Source organism: Rhizorhabdus argentea (genome assembly GCF_037861105.1).
Lineage (GTDB): Bacteria > Pseudomonadota > Alphaproteobacteria > Sphingomonadales > Sphingomonadaceae > Rhizorhabdus > Rhizorhabdus argentea.
In genome coordinates this window covers 44770-62450 of record NZ_JBANFK010000001.1, presented here as the reverse complement: position 1 = coordinate 62450, position 17681 = coordinate 44770, and the positions used below count along the sequence as shown (strand labels likewise).

General features: G+C 65.5%; 18 protein-coding genes. 4 read left to right on the top strand and 14 right to left on the bottom strand.

Annotated features, from left to right (window positions below):
• Positions 1-36 precede the first annotated feature (36 nt).
• The 8 genes from AAC645_RS00305 to AAC645_RS00270 all read right to left on the bottom strand — a co-directional run bounded on the left by AAC645_RS00305 (position 37) and on the right by AAC645_RS00270 (position 7847).
• Positions 37-576 (bottom strand): peroxiredoxin, encoded by a 540-nt coding sequence (locus AAC645_RS00305; RefSeq protein WP_340313000.1) that lies wholly within the window; start codon positions 574-576, stop codon positions 37-39.
• A gap of 100 nt (positions 577-676) precedes the next feature.
• Positions 677-1435, bottom strand: a complete 759-nt coding sequence (locus tag AAC645_RS00300) for an ABC transporter ATP-binding protein (RefSeq protein ID WP_340312999.1) — start codon at positions 1433-1435, stop codon at positions 677-679.
• Positions 1435-2217, bottom strand: a complete 783-nt coding sequence (locus AAC645_RS00295) for an MlaE family ABC transporter permease (protein ID WP_340312998.1) — start codon at positions 2215-2217, stop codon at positions 1435-1437. Before AAC645_RS00295 ends, AAC645_RS00300 begins: the two co-directional genes overlap by 1 nt.
• A gap of 11 nt (positions 2218-2228) precedes the next feature.
• Positions 2229-3275: an alanine racemase gene (locus tag AAC645_RS00290; protein ID WP_340312997.1), complete on the bottom strand. Its 1047-nt coding sequence runs from the start codon at positions 3273-3275 to the stop codon at positions 2229-2231.
• A gap of 28 nt (positions 3276-3303) precedes the next feature.
• On the bottom strand, positions 3304-4914 hold the full coding sequence (locus tag AAC645_RS00285) for an MFS transporter (RefSeq protein ID WP_340312995.1): 1611 nt from the start codon (positions 4912-4914) through the stop codon (positions 3304-3306).
• A gap of 44 nt (positions 4915-4958) precedes the next feature.
• Complete coding sequence (locus tag AAC645_RS00280; RefSeq protein WP_340312993.1) at positions 4959-5882, bottom strand: tyrosine-type recombinase/integrase; 924 nt, start codon at positions 5880-5882, stop codon at positions 4959-4961.
• A 47-nt stretch (positions 5883-5929) separates the two neighbouring features.
• A complete protein-coding gene (locus tag AAC645_RS00275) occupies positions 5930-7729 on the bottom strand; it encodes a hypothetical protein (RefSeq protein ID WP_340312992.1) in 1800 nt (599 codons plus the stop codon).
• Entirely contained in the window at positions 7710-7847 is a 138-nt protein-coding gene (locus AAC645_RS00270; RefSeq protein ID WP_340312991.1) for a hypothetical protein, read from the bottom strand. Before AAC645_RS00270 ends, AAC645_RS00275 begins: the two co-directional genes overlap by 20 nt.
• Before the next feature lie 72 nt (positions 7848-7919).
• Here AAC645_RS00270 and AAC645_RS00265 point away from each other — a divergent pair, with 72 nt between their 5' ends.
• Together AAC645_RS00265 and aroB are read left to right on the top strand one after the other, a co-directional pair.
• Positions 7920-8462 (top strand): shikimate kinase, encoded by a 543-nt coding sequence (locus AAC645_RS00265; protein WP_340313315.1) that lies wholly within the window; start codon positions 7920-7922, stop codon positions 8460-8462.
• Positions 8459-9559 carry a 3-dehydroquinate synthase gene (aroB, locus tag AAC645_RS00260; RefSeq protein ID WP_340312990.1) on the top strand — a complete coding sequence of 367 codons (1101 nt, stop codon included), beginning with the start codon at positions 8459-8461 and terminating at the stop codon, positions 9557-9559. The genes AAC645_RS00265 and aroB overlap by 4 nt, the downstream gene beginning before the upstream one ends.
• Before the next feature lie 28 nt (positions 9560-9587).
• On the opposite strand, the gene AAC645_RS00255 is transcribed toward aroB, so the two are convergent.
• From AAC645_RS00255 to mutM, 6 genes are all read right to left on the bottom strand, one after another.
• Entirely contained in the window at positions 9588-9941 is a 354-nt protein-coding gene (locus tag AAC645_RS00255; protein WP_340312989.1) for a DUF423 domain-containing protein, read from the bottom strand.
• Entirely contained in the window at positions 9938-11722 is a 1785-nt protein-coding gene (locus tag AAC645_RS00250; RefSeq protein WP_340312988.1) for a cation:proton antiporter domain-containing protein, read from the bottom strand. The genes AAC645_RS00255 and AAC645_RS00250 overlap by 4 nt, the downstream gene beginning before the upstream one ends.
• Positions 11719-12156, bottom strand: a complete 438-nt coding sequence (locus AAC645_RS00245; RefSeq protein WP_340313314.1) for an iron-sulfur cluster assembly scaffold protein — start codon at positions 12154-12156, stop codon at positions 11719-11721. The genes AAC645_RS00250 and AAC645_RS00245 overlap by 4 nt, the downstream gene beginning before the upstream one ends.
• Before the next feature lie 68 nt (positions 12157-12224).
• A complete protein-coding gene (dnaA, locus tag AAC645_RS00240; RefSeq protein WP_340313313.1) occupies positions 12225-13637 on the bottom strand; it encodes a chromosomal replication initiator protein DnaA in 1413 nt (470 codons plus the stop codon).
• A 442-nt stretch (positions 13638-14079) separates the two neighbouring features.
• The gene (gene rpsT, locus AAC645_RS00235; protein ID WP_340312986.1) at positions 14080-14343 is read right to left on the bottom strand and encodes a 30S ribosomal protein S20; all 264 of its coding nucleotides are present in this window, start codon (positions 14341-14343) and stop codon (positions 14080-14082) included.
• 116 nt (positions 14344-14459) lie between these two features.
• Positions 14460-15272: a bifunctional DNA-formamidopyrimidine glycosylase/DNA-(apurinic or apyrimidinic site) lyase gene (gene mutM, locus AAC645_RS00230; protein WP_340312985.1), complete on the bottom strand. Its 813-nt coding sequence runs from the start codon at positions 15270-15272 to the stop codon at positions 14460-14462.
• Positions 15273-15420: 148 nt separating this feature from the next.
• Between mutM and AAC645_RS00225 the strand changes: the two genes are divergently transcribed.
• Together AAC645_RS00225 and ubiB are read left to right on the top strand one after the other, a co-directional pair.
• A complete protein-coding gene (locus AAC645_RS00225) occupies positions 15421-16152 on the top strand; it encodes a class I SAM-dependent methyltransferase (protein WP_340312983.1) in 732 nt (243 codons plus the stop codon).
• Positions 16149-17681, top strand: a complete 1533-nt coding sequence (gene ubiB / locus AAC645_RS00220) for a 2-polyprenylphenol 6-hydroxylase (protein ID WP_340312982.1) — start codon at positions 16149-16151, stop codon at positions 17679-17681. The genes AAC645_RS00225 and ubiB overlap by 4 nt, the downstream gene beginning before the upstream one ends.

Here is a 17681-nt window from a genome sequence, read left to right as displayed (position 1 = left end):
CAACCGGGCCAGGCCCCCACCGCCCGATCCGCCGCCTTATGCCGCCGGATGCGCCTTCAGCCAATCCAGGACATTCTCCGGCGCGCTCACACCATAAGGATCCTCGTCGGTGCCTTCGTCGTTGATGCCTGGCTCCTCGAACCAGGCGACGATCTTGCCGTCCTCGACGACCATCGCATAGCGCCACGACCGGTAGCCGAAGCCGAGATGCTGCTTGTTGATCAGCATCCCCATCCGGCGGGTGAAGTCGCCCGAACCATCGGGAAGCAGCTTGGTCTTCTGGAGGCCGAGATTCTTGCCCCACTGGAACATGACGAAGGCGTCGTTGACCGACAGGCAATAGACCTCGTCGGCGCCGGCGGCCTTCAGGTCGTCATAGCTGCGCTCATAGGCGGGGCACTGTTCGGTCGAGCAGGTCGGGGTGAACGCGCCCGGCAAGGCGAACACGGCGACGCGCCGCCCCTTGAACAGATCGCCAGTCTGCACATCCTGCCAGCGGAACGGGTTGGGGCCTCCGACGCTCTCGTCGCGAACGCGAGTCTTCAGCGTCACATCGGGTACGGTACGTCCGAGCATTTATCGTCCTTTCTTGATGGGATGACGCTTAATGGCCACGGGCGATTAATCGATCCAACGATAAAAGGCGTTCTCAGTGATCGGATATACCGAACAAGTTCTAGCGGATCGGGCCCTCGGCTCGCCCCTGAACGAATTGATCCACATATGGGTTGCCGCTGTCGTACAAACGATCGCGCGGGCCCCGCCAGATGATCTTGCCCTGATAGAGCATCGCCACGCGATGCGCGATCTTGCGCGCCGAGGCCATGTCATGCGTGATCGTAAGGGCGGTGACGCCGAGATCCTCAACCAGCTCGACGATCAGGTCATTTATCACGTCCGCGCGGATCGGATCGAGGCCAGTGGTCGGCTCATCGAAGAAGATGATCTCCGGCCGCGGCGCAATGGCACGGGCAAGCGCCACGCGCTTCTGCATGCCGCCGGACAATTCGCTCGGGCGAAGATCGAGCACCTGGGAACCGAGGCCTACCCGCTCGAGATTTTCGGTCGCGATCCTACGCATGTTCGCGGCGTCCTTCATCCGTCCCTGCGTCAGGGCGAAGGTGACGTTGCGCCAGATCGGCAGCGAATCGAACAGCGCCGAGCCTTGGAACAGCATGCCGAACTTGGCGCGGGTGCGCTCCAGTTCGCGCGACGACATCGTCAGCAGATCTTCGCCATCGATGCGGATCGCGCCGCGATCGGCCTTGAGCAGGCCGAGGATGATCTTGAGCGTGACCGACTTGCCGCTGCCCGACTGGCCGATGATCGCCATCGACTCGCCGCGCTCGACTTCCAGGTTGACGCCTTCGAGAACGGCATTGCCGCCGAACGCCTTGGCGACGTCCTGGAGCACGATCTTATAGTCGTCCGCCATCAGCCGAACGCCATCAAGGTGATGATCAGGTTAGACAGCAGGATCAAGATGAAGGCGGAAACCACCGCGTCAGTGGTAGCGCGGCCGACACCGGCAGCGCCGCCCTGAGCCTTGAAACCATGATAGCAGCCCATCAGCGCGATGAAGAAGCCGAAGAAGGCGGATTTCACCAGCGCCATCTGCAAGTCGGTCGCGGTTAGGAACTGGCGGGTGGTGTTCAGATAGCCGACGGCGTTGAAATCGAGCTTGTAGACCGCGACGAAATAGCCGCCGAATATGCCGATCGCATTGGCGGCGAGCACCATCAGCGGAATGGCGATCAAGGCGGCGACGACGCGCGGCGCGATAAGATAACGATAGGGATCGGTCCGCAAGGTCGACAGCGCATCGAGCTGCTCGGTGACCCGCATCGTGCCGAGCTCCGCCGCCATGGCCGATGAAACGCGACCGGCGACCATCAGGCCAACCAGCACCGGTCCGAGCTCCCGCACGATGCCGAGCACGACGATCGCCGGCACCGTCGATGTCGCATTGAAGCGCGATCCGGCCGTGAAGGTCTGTTGCGCCAGCGCGGCGCCGGAGAAGATGGCCGTCATGCCGACGACCGGCAGCGAGAACCAGCCAATCTGCATCAGCTGCTCGAACAGGCGCGCGGGGTAATAGGGCGGCCGTACCGCGCGCGCGAAAGTCGTCACGGCGAACATCGTCACCCGACCTACCGAACCCAACGCGTTTATCAACAATCGGCCGATTGCGGCCAAGAAGGCGATGACTGGCTGCAAATGAAACTATCCTAGTCGTTCCAGCGCCGCTGATAGCGGGAGCCTAGCCCAGTCAGCAACTCATATTGCGACAGGCCGGTCTCGCCGGCAGCGGTCTCCAGGCGATAGTCGACCTCGAGCCAGTCGCCTTCGCCGAGCTCCGCCGTGCCCGCATCCACGGCGACCAGATCCATCGAGACCCGCCCGACCAGCGGACAGGCGATGTCACCAAACCGCGCGCTGCCCCGCCCTGCGAAAGCCCGCAGATATCCGTCGGCATAACCGAGATTGAGGATAGCCACCCGGAGCGGCGCCGCGGCGGTGAACGTCGCGCCATAGCCGACGGTAGCGCCCGCCGGCACGTCGCGCATCTGGAGGATCTGCGCCTCGATGCGGACGACCTGCGCGATATGACCAGCCGCCTCGGCGCGCGGAATTCCGCCATAAAGCGCCAGTCCGGGACGGATCAGGTCGAAGCCGAAAGCCAAGCCGAGGCACGCCCCTGCCGAGTTCGCAAGGCTGTGCCGCCTGGCTGGAATGTGCGTGGCGATATCGGCGAAGCTTGCCCGCTGGCGCTCGTTCATCGCATTGTCCGGTTCGTCGCCACAGGCAAGATGGCTCATCAACAGGTCAATCTCGAGGCCGTCGAGCAGGCCGGAGCATGCCTCCGCGATGCTCAGCCCGAGCCGGTTCATGCCGGTGTCGATCATCACGTCGCAGGGCCGCCCGGGCGCGGCCGCCTTCCAACGTGCGACCATCGCCGGTGTATTGAGCACCGGCCGGCCGCGCGACGCCAGCGCCGACGCCATGTCCTCCTCGCGCACGCCATGGAGGACCGACAGGGCCGCGCCATGAGGCAAGGCACCAAGCGCGTCGGCCTCGGCCCAGGTCGCCACGAAGAAGTCACGGCATCCCGCCCCGGCAAGGCGCCGCACCACCTCGCGCGCGCCAAGACCGTAGCCGTCCGCCTTCACCGCAGCCCCCGCCGGCGCACCCGCATGGGCGGCCAGCCAGCGCCAGTTGGCGACGAGCGCGTTGCCGTCGAGGATCAGGCGCAGGGGATAATGGTCGGGGTTCACGATCCGGCCGATAGCCGTCCTGCCCCCGCTATTCCAGTTCTTTGCCAGCGGTCTCCGGCAGCCAGATCAGCGAGACGAGGAAGGCCATCGCCACGACCCCGACCGTGTACCATAGCCCGGCGAAAGGGTCGCCGGTGCGCGCAACTATATATTGGCTGATGAACGGCAGGAACCCGCCGAAATAGCCGGTGCCGATATGATAGGGTATCGACAGCGACGTGTAGCGCACACGCGCCGGAAACAGCTCGACCAGCAGCGCTGCGACTGGTCCATAGGTCATGCCCGACAGCAGGCCGATCACGAGTAGCAGCAGCACGATGCGCACCGCACCGGCAAACGGAGGCGTGATCTTGTCCAGCTTGTATCCCGCCGCGCCCAGCCCGGTTTCCAGGCCGTCGGCGTCGCTCGCATCGACAGGCGTGCCGCCGATGGTCACACTCGGAGCCGGCGACGCACCCTCGACCTTGGTGTAGGCGATGCCCTTTTTCGACAATATGTCGAGCACCTTGCCGCAGGCGGTCGCCTGTTCCTTTGCGAACGGATCATAGCTGCAGTCGCTGCCGGTGACGACGACCGGCGCGCGTTCCATGGCGTGAGCCAACTGCGGGTTGGCGGCGTCGGCGATCCAGTGGAACAGCGGGAACATAAGCACGAGCGTCAGTGCATAGCCGATCAGGATCGGCTTGCGCCGGCCGATCCTGTCCGACAGCCAGCCGAACAGGATAAACCAGAACAGGCTGCCGACAGCGGACGCGCCGACGATCAGCCGGGCAGCGTTATCGTCCATCCGGAGGCTGTTCTGAAGGAAATACAGCGCCTGGAACTGGCCGGTGTACCAGATGACGGTCAGCCCCGCCGATATGCCGAACAGCGCGACGAGGATGATCTTCACCCTGGCCCAGCTATTGAAGCTCTCGCGCAGCGGGTTGGACGCAATCTCACCATTTGCCTTCATCTCCTTGAAGACAGGGCTTTCTTTGAGCTTGAGTCGGATCCAGAGCGACACGGCGAGGAGAAGCAGCGAGAACAGGAAGGGGATGCGCCATCCCCAGGCTGCGAAAGCGTCCTTGTCGACGAATATGTTCGAAGCGAGCACCACCGTCAGGCTGAGAAGGAAGCCGCCGATCACCCCAGACTGGATGAAGCTGGTGTAGAAGCCGCGGCGGTGTGCGGGGGCATGTTCGGCGACATAGACGGCGGCACCGCCATATTCGCCGCCCAGCGCAAGGCCCTGGAGCACACGGCACAGCACCAGCAGCACCGGCGCACCGACACCGATCGTTTCGTAGGTCGGCAATATACCGACCGAGGCGGTGGCGACGCCCATCATCGCGATCGTCACGAGGAAGGTATATTTGCGCCCCAGCCTGTCGCCGAGCACACCGAACAACACCGCGCCAAGCGGCCGCATGCCGAAGCCGACTCCAAAGCTGGCGAGAAAGATCAGGAAGCTGACGGCCGGATTATCGGACGGAAAGAAATGACCCGAGATGATGCTGGCGAGCGTGCCATAAACGAAGAAGTCATACCATTCGAAGACCGTCCCGAGCGTCGAGGCGATAACGACCAGCCGGTCGCGTTTTGCATCGAACTCCACCCCACCCGTCGCCATGCCGCTATCCTCAGCCCGGTTTGCCATTGCTGCCGACGCCTATGGCAGAGCGTGCGCGGAGACAAGCGCCACTACGGCGTCCCCTTCGGCGGAGAACCGGTGTGCCGGCCATGCGCCGCATCCATCAGCGGATGCCGGCTGTTGACCAGCTCGACCAGATGCGCACTGTTCACATGGGTATAGATCTGGGTGGTCGCGATATCGGCATGCCCCAACATCGTCTGCAGCGCGCGCAAGTCCGCTCCGCCTTCGAGCAGATGGGTGGCGAAGGCATGTCGCAGCACATGCGGGCTGATCCGCTGCGGTGGAATGCCGGCCTCGGCGGCAAGCTCGCGCAGCAGCTGGAACAGCCGCACCCGGCTCAGATGGCCGTGCCCCGATGGGAACAAAAAGGGCTGGTGGGCCGGAGCATGCACGCTCCACTCGGCCACCGCAGCCCGCGCCCGATCGGAAATCGGCACCAGCCGCTCGCGTCCCCCCTTGCCGCGCAGGATCAGGAACGGCTGGTCGCCGCGCAGAGCATGGCGCGGCAGCGACACTAGTTCGGTCGCGCGCAGCCCGGAGCCGTACAGCAGCTCGACCAGGGCAATCAGCCGCAAGGTCAGCGGATCGCCATGCCGATCGCGGCGGCGTTCGTCGAGCACCTCGAACAGTCGGGCGATATCGCCATGGGAGAGGATGCGCGGCAGGGCGCGCTGGGTGGTCGGCCGCGGCAGCGCGTCGGAGGGGTCGTCGGCGCGAATGCCCTCCTCCTCCAGAAACCCGTAGAAGCGCCGCAGCACCGATGCCTTGCGCGCGACGCTAGTCCGGCTGAGCGCCATCCACTCGGATCCGAGCCTCTGGAGAGCAGCCGTGTCGGCCCTGACGAGGGCTCCGGCTAGCAGTTCGGAGGCTCCGCGCAGGTCGGATCCATAGGCCAGCAACGTATTCTTCGCCGCTCCGCCCTCTGCTGCGAGCATCTCGAGAAACTGCAGGATAGCCTCAGCGTCTTTCACTGCCTCTTGTCCCGTTCCGACCGAACGAAGTCGCGACGTGCACCGAACTATTGCAAACGCGTCATCGCCTCGGCAGCGATCATCCGGGCTTCGCCTTCGAGACCAACGTCGTGAAGTGCGCGGATCATCGTCGCGAACATGGCGGGCGACACGCCGCTCCAGCTGACCTTTTGCAGGCCCACCGCGACCAGCAGCGCGACCGTTGCCGGTTCCTTGCGGTCGGCGGCCTGGAGCAGCATCCGCGCCCAGCTGCTGCGATTGTCGAAGCCGACCTTGTAATCGACCAGCAGCTTCAGCTGCTCCGGGCTGTTCATCCGGTCCAGCCCCGCCAGCGCGCCCAGCAGCAGCTTGAGCTTCTGCGGATTAGCTTCCGCCCAGCGATCGGCGACGCCGGCCAGCCGATCCGCCGACAGGTCGACCGCGAGGCGCGGCGTTCCCACCGCCAGGATGGCCCAGGCGGCATCGCCTTTTTCTGGCGACATGCCGGCAATCACCGGTGCCCAGGCCGCCGCTTTGCGATCGAGCCCGGCCGACATCATAGACCCGACCAGTTCGGCGGCATCGCCCGAACGGTTGCCGTCCGGCGCGATCCGCGCCGCGGCACGTGCGGTCAGGATGAGGTTGGCGTAGCGATCGACGGTCTTGCCTTCGCCCAGTCCCTCGCCGCTCCAGAAGCCGCGCATCGACGAGACGCGGGCGCCGTCGCCATCCGCCACGAAGCAGGCGCGTAGCCGCCCCGCCGGTGTATCACTGGTGATCTCGCCGCTGTCGTCGCCGGCCTGCGCGTAGAGATCGACCAGAGCCGAACTTGAGAAGACGCCCAGTCGGGCGGCGGTCATCGCCGCGTCCAGCCGTTCGGCCGCGGGGATCATCGGCGCGCGCGCCGACCAGGCGATCACCTGCGGGCCCACCGTCTGCACCAGATCCGATGGAATGGTGAGCCCGAGGGCGCTCGCCATGCCGAAACGCCAGCTGGTCAGCTGGTTCACTCCGGCCCATTCGATGTTGACGCTGCGGCGTCCCGCACCGTTCACCCCCATCATCCGTTCCGCCAGCTGAATGTCTATCCCCCGAGGATCCTTGGTGCGGCGGCGCGCCTGGTCCATCAGCACGTCGGCGATGGCGCTGTCGCCCGACAGCGCTGCGCAGATCGCCCGTGCCATCGGCCACAGCGGCTCCTTGCTGCGGATCTGCCCACCTTCGGCTAACGGACAGAGCCCCGCCGCGTCCGCGGTGGCAAGCGCGCTTTGTCCGGCGACGGCATAGAGTTTGGCGTTGAAATCATCGACATCGACGCCCTGGACGAGCATCCGCGCGCCATCCGCCTCTCCCATCCTCAGGAGCAGCCAGGCCCGTTCCGCCACCCAGTCGGGCGCGGAGACATGATCGGGCGTGCCGACCCGGGTCAGCAACGCTCGCCGCAGCGTGATCGAGGCCCAGCGCGAGGCGATCGGCACGTCGAGCCGCCGCATCAGCGTCGACAGGAAACGTCCGTCGCTATCGCCCCATGCGTGGCGGCCGAACCCTTCGAACGGCCCCGCGACATCAATCGAGCGGCGCGCCGAATCAGGCAGTTCCGCAGGCGGCTCAACGGGCTGCTCCTCGTCTGCTGCCGAGGCGAAGATCGCAGGATCCAGGTCGAACGCAGGCGGCGCGGCCGGCGTCGGCGTCGGGGCCGGCTGTCCGGGCGCCGGCGTGCCGACCTGCTGCGGGCGATTGGATGGTCCGGGCTGGGTGCCGAAGCCTGGAGGAAGCAGCGACTCCTGCGCCAGCGCGGCGGCGGCGGCCAGAGCGGCAGCCCCCGCCGTTACCGCGAGAACCGCCTTCTTACTTGGGCTGAGCTTCATTCAGCATCGCCTTCTCGACCGTCACGGGCGGTTTCTCCGGATTGACGAAGCTCAGCGCCAGCAGCGCCCCGATGATGATGACGATGACACTCAGTAGGATGAAGCTGAACCGCGACATGTGTGTATCCGGATGGTTGCAATGGAGGCGCTTTTGCCCGAGGGGGCCGCCATGTGTATAGCCCTCGAAGACATGCCGCAAAGCCTGCTGCCAAATCTTCCGCGTTTTGATCGCCCGCTCGTCCTGATAGGCCTGATGGGCGCTGGCAAGTCGACCATCGGCAAGCGCCTGGCGGCACGCCTCCACCTTCCTTTCGTCGATGCCGATCACGAGATCGAGCGCGCTGCCGGCCTAAGCATACCAGAAATCTTCGAGCGATTCGGCGAGAAGGAGTTTCGCGATGGGGAGCGGCGGGTGATCGGCCGGCTGATAGACGGCAAGCCCAAGGTCATCGCCACCGGCGGCGGCGCGTTCATGCAGGACGAAACCCGCGAGCTGATCCTCCAGCGGGCGTTGGCGATCTGGCTGGACGCCGATATCGACATCCTCGCCGAGCGGGTCCAGCGCCGCGAAGGCAGCCGGCCGCTGCTCAAGGATCGCGATCCTCGCGTGGCGCTCGCCGAGCTCGCCGCGATCCGCAACCCGGTCTATGCGCTGGCGCCCTATCGCGTGCGCAGCCAGCCATTGCCGCACGACGCTACCGTCGACAGCATATTGAAGGTGCTTGCAGAATGACCGTTCGTGTCGCGCTCGGCGAACGCAGCTACGATATCAGGATCGAGGCCGGCGCACTGGACCGGGCTGGCGAACTGCTCGCCCCCTATGCCGCGCGCGGCCGCTTCATCGTGGTGACTGACAGAAATATTGTTCCTAATCAGCTATATCGGCTGGAGAACTCACTCACGGCAGCAGGTATTGCCAGCGCCGTCGAGGTGCTACCGCCTGGCGAGTCCACCAAGAGCTGGAAGATGCTCGAGAAGCTCAGCGACGCGTTGCTCGCTTATGGCGTGGAACGCAATGACACGATCATCGCACTGGGAGGCGGGGTGATCGGCGACCTGGTGGGCTTCGCGGCTTCGATCCTCAAACGCGGCTGTCGCTTCGTGCAGATCCCGACAACCTTGCTTGCCCAGGTCGATTCATCGGTTGGCGGCAAAACCGCGATCAACAGCAAGGCCGGGAAGAACCTGATCGGCGCCTTCTATCAACCGGCGCATGTCCTGATCGATCCTACGACGCTCGACAGCCTGCCGCAGCGTCAACTGCGCGCCGGCTATGCCGAGGTCGTCAAATACGGCCTTATCGACGATCCGGCCTTCTTCACCTGGTGCGAAGATAATGGCGGCAAGCTGCTGAGCGGCGACAGCAACGCCCGCACCCATGCCATCACGGCGAGCGTCAGCGCCAAGGCCAGGATCGTCGGCGAAGACGAACGCGAGACCAGCGGCCGGCGTGCGCTGCTGAACCTCGGCCATACCTTCGGCCACGCGCTCGAAGCGGAGATCGGCTTTTCCGACAAGCTGCTCCACGGCGAAGCGGTCGCGGCCGGCATGGCGCTGGCCTTCCGCTTTTCGGCCTCGCTCGGTCTTTGCCCGCCGGAGGACGCCCGCCGCGTCACGGCCCATCTCGACGCCGCCGGTCTGCCGGCCACGCTGCGGGCGGCTCGCATCGACGCGAGCGGCCACGCCCTCGTCGCGCACATGATGCACGACAAGAAGATGGAGGGCGGCCAGCTGCCCTTCCTGCTGGCGCGCGGGATCGGGAAGACCTTTCTCGAAAAGAAGGTGGACTTGGCGGCAGTCGAAGCGTTCCTGGACAGCGAGCGCGCCTAGCGCCTTACCCCGCCCCGTCGGAGTGACGCTAACGTCCCCGCAGGTACAACAGCGCGAGCCACATCCAGCCGAGGATCATCGCCAGCCCTCCAAGCGGCGTGACCGCGCCCAGCCATCGCGGGCCGCCAAACGCCATTGCGTAGAGCGTGCCCGCGAACAGCGCGGCCCCCAGCAGGAAGAGCGCGGCAGGGCCCCGCGCCTTGCCAAGCGCCACCAGCCCCGCCACGGCGTGGATCATCTGGTAATGAGCGCCGGTGTTCAGCCATTCGGCGGGCTTGCCCCCGACGCCATGGGCTCCATAGGCCCCGGCGATCACCGCGATCGCACCGGACAGCGCAAGCAGCGCGGCAAGCGGATCGCCTGCCGTCCGTCCTCTCTTCATGAAGCCTTTCCTTCCTCTGGCTCGAGATCGAGGCTGCGCTCATGGGTGAACATCGTGTCGCGCTGGATGGCAATATCGCCGGTCGCCATCTGAGCCTCGAGGCGCGAGCCATCGCGGCGGCGATACTCCGCCTCGACCCTGCCGATATTCTCCGCGCTGACGCCGACTGCCTCTAGCGCCTCGCACCCCAGCGTCACCGCCGACTCGAACAGTTCGCGCACCGCACCGGCGATATCGAGACGCGCCAGCACCATCATGTGCCGACGGTCGAACGCGCGCACCAGCACCGCCGCGTTGGGAAATGTGCTGAGCACCGGCTGGAGCTCCTTCTTGCCGAGCTGATCGCCATCGACGCAGAAGATGATCACCTGCGCCTGCTCGGCTCCGGCCTGGCGGAGCAGAGCGACGCGGGTGCCGTCGCCATAATGGACTTTCACGTCGAAGGTCTGGGCGATATCGATCTGCGCGACCTCCTTGTCGATGATGCTGACCCGCGTGCCCGCCGCCAGCAGCATCTGCGCCACGGTCTGCCCAAAACGGCCATAGCCGACCACAATCGCCATGGGCGCGTCGCTGCCGTCGGGGCCGTCGCGCTCCTCCTGCCGGGCCGGCGCCGCGAGGAATCGGCGCGACACCATCATCAGGAACGGCGTCGTTGCCATAGACAGCGTCACCACCGCCCCGAACAGGCTCGCCGCTTCAGGCTGGATCAGCAGCGCATCGCGCGCCTGGCTGAACAGCACGAAGGCGAATTCGCCACCCTGGCTCAGCAACAGGCCAAAGCTGAGCGCACCGCGATTCGATACCCCGAACAGCCGGGCGATGCCGAACATGGTGACGGCCTTGGTCGCGACCACCGCCAGCGCCATGCCGATCACGAAGAAGGGGCGTTCGGCAATGACGTGGAGGTCCAGCAGCATGCCGACAGCGATGAAGAACAAACCGAGCAGGATCGTGCGGAACGGCTCGACATCGGCTTCGAGCTCATGGCGGAAAGGCGAATCCGCCAGCATGACCCCGGCGACGAAGGCGCCGAGCGCGGTCGAAAGGTGCAGCGCCTCCATCACCGCGGCGCTGGCAAGCACGGTGAACAGTCCGGCGGCCACGAACAGCTCGCGCTCACCCAGATTGCCGACCAGCCGGAACAGCGGGTTGATGACATAGCGGCCGGCGATGACAAGGCCAGCCACCGCCGCGACGCTGTAGATGCCAAGCAGCCAACCCGGGGGTGTACCCGCAGCCGCCGGGGTGCGGGATAGTGTGGCGATGATCGTGATCAGCGGGATGAGCGACAGATCCTGAAACAACAGCACCGAGAAGGCTCGCTCGCCGCCGGGCGTGTTCATGCGGCCGGCGGACCGCAGCATCGGCAGTACCTGCGCGGTCGAGGACAGCGCAAGCGGCAGACCGAGCGCGATCGCCGCCGCTCCGCTGAACGCGGTGCCGACATAGATAACCGCGCTCAGCGCCAGCCCGCAGATCACCACCTGCGCAAGGCCGAGGCCGAAGATGTCGCGGCGCAGGCGCCACAGCCTGTTGGGATGGAGTTCAAGCCCGACCAGGAACAGCAGCAGGACGATACCGAGTTCGGCAATCCCCAGCTTCGATTCGGCGTCGCCTATCAGCCCCAGCCCTTGCGGCCCGATCAGCGCGCCTGCGACGAGGTAGCCCAGCGTCGCGCCAAGCCCGAGCCGTCGGAACAACAGCACGAAGACGATCGCTGCGCCCAGCAGCAGCACACCATCGCGCAGCAGCAGGGTTGCCTCGGTGGCTTCGGTCATTCCGCAGTATCGCCCGCGGCTCGGGCGGCGGCCTCCGCGACCGCTTCGAACGCCAGCCGGATCGATGGGTGGCGTGCGGCGTGCGGCCGCGCCGGCGCGAACAGTTCGAGGCCCGGCCACTCGCCAGGATCATTGCGCTCGCCCGCCAGAAACGCGGCCAGCGCGTCTCGCGCGCAGGCGAGCTCCGCTGGCGTTCGCCCGATCGCATACTCGCCCATCAGCGCCGCCGACGCCTGGCCGAGCGCGCAGGCACGGACCTCCTGGCCCAGCTCAACGAGCCGCCCGTCGTCATCGACGACAACGTCGACCGTCACCCGGCTGCCGCAGATCGGCGACCGTTTCGACACTGTTGCCTGCGGCGCGCCGAGGCGCGCCTGGTGCGGGATGCTGGTGGCAAGGCGGAGGATATTGGAATTGTAGAGCGCGGCCGACATGCCTTCCATGTAGGGTGGTTTTCGTCCGATCACCACCACCAGATAGGCTTCGCCGGAGAGGCTGGAGCTCAGCCTTCGAGTTGGCGGATCAGCAGCCTGACGTCGGCGTCGAGTTCGGCGTCGGTCTGGCGCAGCTTCTCGATCTGCTTGACCGCGTGGATCACGGTGGTGTGGTCGCGTCCGCCGAAGCGGCGGCCAATCTCGGGCAGCGAGCGCGGGGTAAGCTGCTTGGCGAGATACATCGCCACCTGGCGCGGCCGGGCGACTTCGCGAGCGCGGCGCGCGCTCGACATCTCCGCCTGGCGGATTCGATAGTGATCCGAAACCTTGCGCTGTATCTCGTCGATCGTGACGCGGCGCTGGTTTGCGCGCAATATGTCGGCCAGCGTCGCCTGAGTGAAATCGACATCGACCGGCTTGCCGGATAGCGCGGCATAGGCCACGACCCGGTTGAGCGCCCCTTCAAGTTCGCGAACATTGGCGCTGATCCGGCGCGCGAGAAACATCACCACATCCTGCGGCACATTGGCCTGCGGCATACCCTGAAGCTTGCGAGTGAGGATGTTGAGGCGCAGTTCGAAGTCGGCCGGATTGACATCCGCGACCAGGCCCCAGGACAGCCGCGACAGGATACGGCTTTCGATGCCGTCGAGATCCTGTGGCGAACGATCGGCGCTGATCACCAGGCGACGGCCCGCCGAGATCAGCTCATTCATCGTGTGGAAGAATTCCTCCTGGGTCGATTCCTTGCCGGCGATGAACTGCACATCGTCGATCATCAGCAGGTCGGCCGCGCGCAGCCGCTGCTTGAAGCTGAACGTGTCCTTCGCGCGCATCGCCGAGACGAACTCGAACATGAACTTCTCGGCCGACATGTAGACGACCTTCGCGCCAGGATGGCGGGCCAGATATTCATGGCCGATCGCATGCATCAGATGAGTCTTGCCGAGCCCCGTTCCGCCGTGGAGAAACAGCGGGTTGAAGACGAGCTTGCCGCCCTCGGCCAGGGTGCGCGCCGCATTATAGGCAACCTCGTTCGCTTTGCCGACGACGAAGCTTTCGAACGTATAGCGGCTTTCCAACGGCGTGCCGCAACGTACGCCGACATCAGCCCCGATCGGCTCATCGACGACCACGGCGTCGGCCGGAGCCGTTTCCGCCGGCTCGGCCGAAAACATCGCAGGCCGCTCGGCGCCCGATGCCGGGACAATGGAAACCTGGCGAATCTGCGGCAGCAGGGCGCGCCAGCCATGGAGCAGGTGCTCGACGAAGTGGGTCGTAGCCCAATTGGCCATGAACTCGCTGGGCGCAACCAGCTTCAGCGTGCCGCCCGCAAGATCGCATTCGCCGAGCGTCAGTGGCTTCAGCCAGCCATCAAAGGTGCGCGCACCGATGCCGCGCCGGAGATTTGCCCGGATTGTCTCCCAAGCCTGCGCTAGCGCGACATCGACGCCGCCGCCGTTCGGCGAGCCGTCATCCATGTCCCACCCGCCAATGTCTTGAGGCACGCTGCTTCCTTCCCGAGCAAACGATGTCTGCTCCCCCCGAAATACTAAAATTTGAGGGCAATGCCCTCCCCCAGTCCGGAGGCATATCCCCCAGAACACCCGTGTCGAAATCAACTAGAAGCCGGTTGCGACAGAATCGCGCTCCAGCCATCGAGGCACTTTATGAAGCAGGCGCGACACCGATCAAGAGCATCAATTTTGTCACCAACCCGCAATATGGCTTGACACGCCATAAGCCGGGGGCTTGCCGCGCATTTTATTTTTTTATCAGCTTTTACAATTGGTTAAGTTCCGATTCCGGAACGAATCAAGCTAATTCCGAGGGTTACGTTTCGATGACCCAAATATGACGAAAGCCCGCCGGCATTGCTGCCGACGGGCCCGTTATAACTTAGATTAGCGCCAGCGCTAGCGTTCAGCCGAGCGCGGAAAGCCGCTTCGTGAGACGCGAGAACTTACGGGCAGCGGTGTTCTTGTGCACCACGCCCTTCGAGACGCCGCGGAACAGTTCGGGCTGGGCAGCGGCGAGCGCAGCAGCAGCTGCCGTCTTGTCGCCGGCAGCGAGCGCGGACTCGACCTTCTTGACGAAGGTGCGGATCCGGCTGACCCGGGCACCGTTGATTTCGGCGCGACGGTCGTTGCGACGGATGCGCTTTTTTGCCTGCGGCGTGTTCGCCATGCTCGATGTAACCCTAGCTAAAATGACAAAACAGCGGGAGAATCCACTCCCGCCGGGAGGCCGCGCCAATACACAGCGCCGCCAACATGGTCAACCATGGAACTGACGAGCCGGGGCTACTTCTGGCATTTCGGGCAGTAGAAGGTCGAACGACCGCCGTCCGCCCGGCGCGCGACCGTCGCTCCGCAAGAACAGCTTTCGCCTTCGCGGCCATAGACGCGCCATTGCTTCGCGAAATAGCCGAGCTCGCCATCGGGTCGGGCATAGTCGCGCAAGGTAGAGCCACCGGCCTCGATCGCCGCAACCAGCACTTCACGGATCGACTCGACGAGGCGGTCGAGCCGCTTGCCCGCAATCCTTCCCGCCGGCGTCGTCGGCGCGATGCCGGTCATGTGGAGCGCCTCGCACACATATATATTGCCGAGACCAGCGACGATCCGCTGATCCAACAGCATCGCCTTGATGGGCGCGACGCGGCCATCTAGCGCCTTGGCCAGATAGGCACCGGTCAGTTCGGGACCGAGCGGCTCCGGCCCCAAAACCTTGAAAGCCGGGAAGTCGGCGAGGTCCGCCTTGCGCACCAGATCGATCGATCCGAATCGCCGCGGATCGCAGAGCGCCAGCACGCGCCCCTCGTCGGTTTCGAGAACCAGATGATCATGTCGGCCGATCTCCGACGGATCGATCCGCCACCGGCCTGACATGCCGAGATGAAAGATCATGACATCGTCGCGATCGGTCTCCAGCAATCCGTATTTGGCGCGCCGCCCGAAGCCGATGATCGTCGCTCCCGTCATGCGTTGGCGCAGGTCGGCCGGGAACGGTCGGCGCAGATCGGCACGCCGCGTCTCGACACGGGTCAGGCGGTGGCCTTCCAGCGGAGGCCGCAGGCCGCGGACAGTGGTTTCAACCTCGGGAAGCTCAGGCATGAGGCGGACCTAGACGACAGCGCATCGCCGTGAAAGCCGCGATCTCGCGCAGCCATGCCGGGAAGCATCGCTATCAAGCTTTCGCGGGAATGACAAAATACCGATACATGGTTTGCGAGCGGAGCAACCTGAAGCTAGAGCGTCGTCCATGAGCGACACCGTTTCCTTCGGCTATACCGACGTCTCGCCCGACGAGAAAACCGCGAAAGTCGGCGAGGTCTTCCGCAGCGTGGCGCAGCGTTACGACCTGATGAACGACGCCATGTCGGGCGGAATGCATCGGCTTTGGAAGGACCGCTTCGTACGCCGGGTGAAGCCGCGCGCAGGCGAGGCGATCCTCGACATGGCAGGCGGCACCGGCGACATCGCTTTCCGGCTGGCGCGCTCCGGGGCGCAGGTCACCGTCTCCGACATAAACGGCGCGATGCTGGCTGTAGGGCAGGAGCGCGCGCAGAAGCGCGGCATCGACGGGCTTGCCTGGTCCGAGCAGAACGCCGAGACGCTCAGCTTCGCCAATAGCAGCTTCGACGCTTATACGATCGCCTTCGGGATCCGCAACGTCACCCGCCGTGCCCAGGCGCTGGCCGAGGCACACCGCGTGCTGAAGCGTGGCGGGCGCTTCTTCTGCCTCGAATTCTCGACGACGCTGTGGCCGGGCTTCAAGGAAGCCTATGATGCCTATTCGCATCGGCTGGTCCCGAAGCTGGGCAAGCTGCTCGCCGGCGACGAGGAGAGCTATCGTTACCTCGTCGAGTCGATCCGCCGTTTCCCGACGATGGATGCGTTTCGCGCCGAGATCGAGGCGGCTGGCTTCGTGCAGACCAGGGTCGAGCCCATGCTCGGCGGCCTCGTCGCCATTCACAGCGGTTGGAAGATTTGACCACAAGCGTCACCCATATCTGGCGGTTGCTCCGCTGGGGCCGCACGCTCGCGCGCCATGGAGCGTTGCGCGGAATCGAGCGCGACCCGCTCACCCCCACGCCGGTACGCCGCCTGGTGCGGCTGGCGCGGTTCGGCGCCCGCATCCCCAAGCAGCCCGCTTATGCCGAAGCCTTCGAGGCGTTGGGCCCGGCGGCGATCAAGCTCGGCCAGGCATTGGCGACACGGCCTGACCTGGTCGGCGAACAGGCCGCCGCCGAGCTGTTCCGGCTGCAGGACGCACTTCCACCGGCGCCCTTCCCCGCCATTCGTGCCGCGATCGAGCAGAGCCTCGGCAAGCCGATCGAAGCGATGTTCTCCGCGTTCGACGAGGTCGCCGTCGGTGCTGCGTCGATCGCGCAGGTCCATCGGGCGGTGACGACCGAGGGCCGTATCGTCGCGGTCAAGGTGCTGCGACCGGGGATCGAGGAAGAATTCGCCCGCGCGCTCGAGACCTATGAATGGGCAGCCGCCCATGCCGAGTTGATGGGTGGCGAGGTCACCCGGCTGCGCCCCCGCCTCGTGATCGCGACCTTCCGGCAGTGGACAGCCCGCGAACTGGACCTGCGGCGCGAAGCGGCGTCGGCTTCCGAGCTTGCCGAGAATATGGCGGCCGTACCCGGCTTCATTGCCCCTGCGATCGACTGGAATCGCACCGCCCGCCGGGTGATGACGATGGAGTGGATCGACGGGGTCAAATTTGCCGATCGCACCGCACTGATCGAGGCTGGGCATGACGGCAAGGCGCTGGCGAAGCTGCTCGTCCAGGCTTTTCTGCGCCAGGCCATCGCCGACGGCTTTTTCCACGCCGATCTTCACCAGGGCAACTTATTTGCGCTGTCCGATGGTCGGATTGCAGCCATCGACTTCGGCATCATGGGGCGGATCGATCGGCGCGCGCGGGTCTGGTTGGCCGAAATCCTGCACGGGCTGATCACCGGCAATTACCGGCGCGTGGCGGAGATCCATTTCGAAGCCGGCTATGTGCCGCCGCACCATAATGTCGGAGAGTTCACCACGGCGCTCCGCGCGGTCGGCGAGCCCATCCGCGGGCTGGCCGTGAAGGATATATCGATCGGCCAGATGCTCGATGGCCTGTTCGGCATCACCCGCGACTTCGACATGCAGACGCAGCCGCACCTGCTGCTGCTGCAGAAGACGATGGTAATGGTCGAGGGCGTCGCGACAACGCTCGATCCCGATCTCAACATGTGGGAGACGGCCGGCCCCTTCGTGAAGGAATGGCTTCGCTCCGAACTCGGCCCCGAAGCCTGGCTCGCCGACCGGATCGCCGGCGACCTGCGCACCTTCGCCAGCCTCCCCGAGCTGATCCGTCGCATCGAGGCGCAATACCCCGCCCCCGGGGCCGCACCGCCGCCGCCGCCGCTGCGCGAGGTGCAGGTGATCCGCATCGCGAGCGGCTGGCGCTATACGGCAGTGGCCCTTCTCGCGGCGGCGGCTGGCGTCGGCGCGGCGCTGCTCCTACACTGA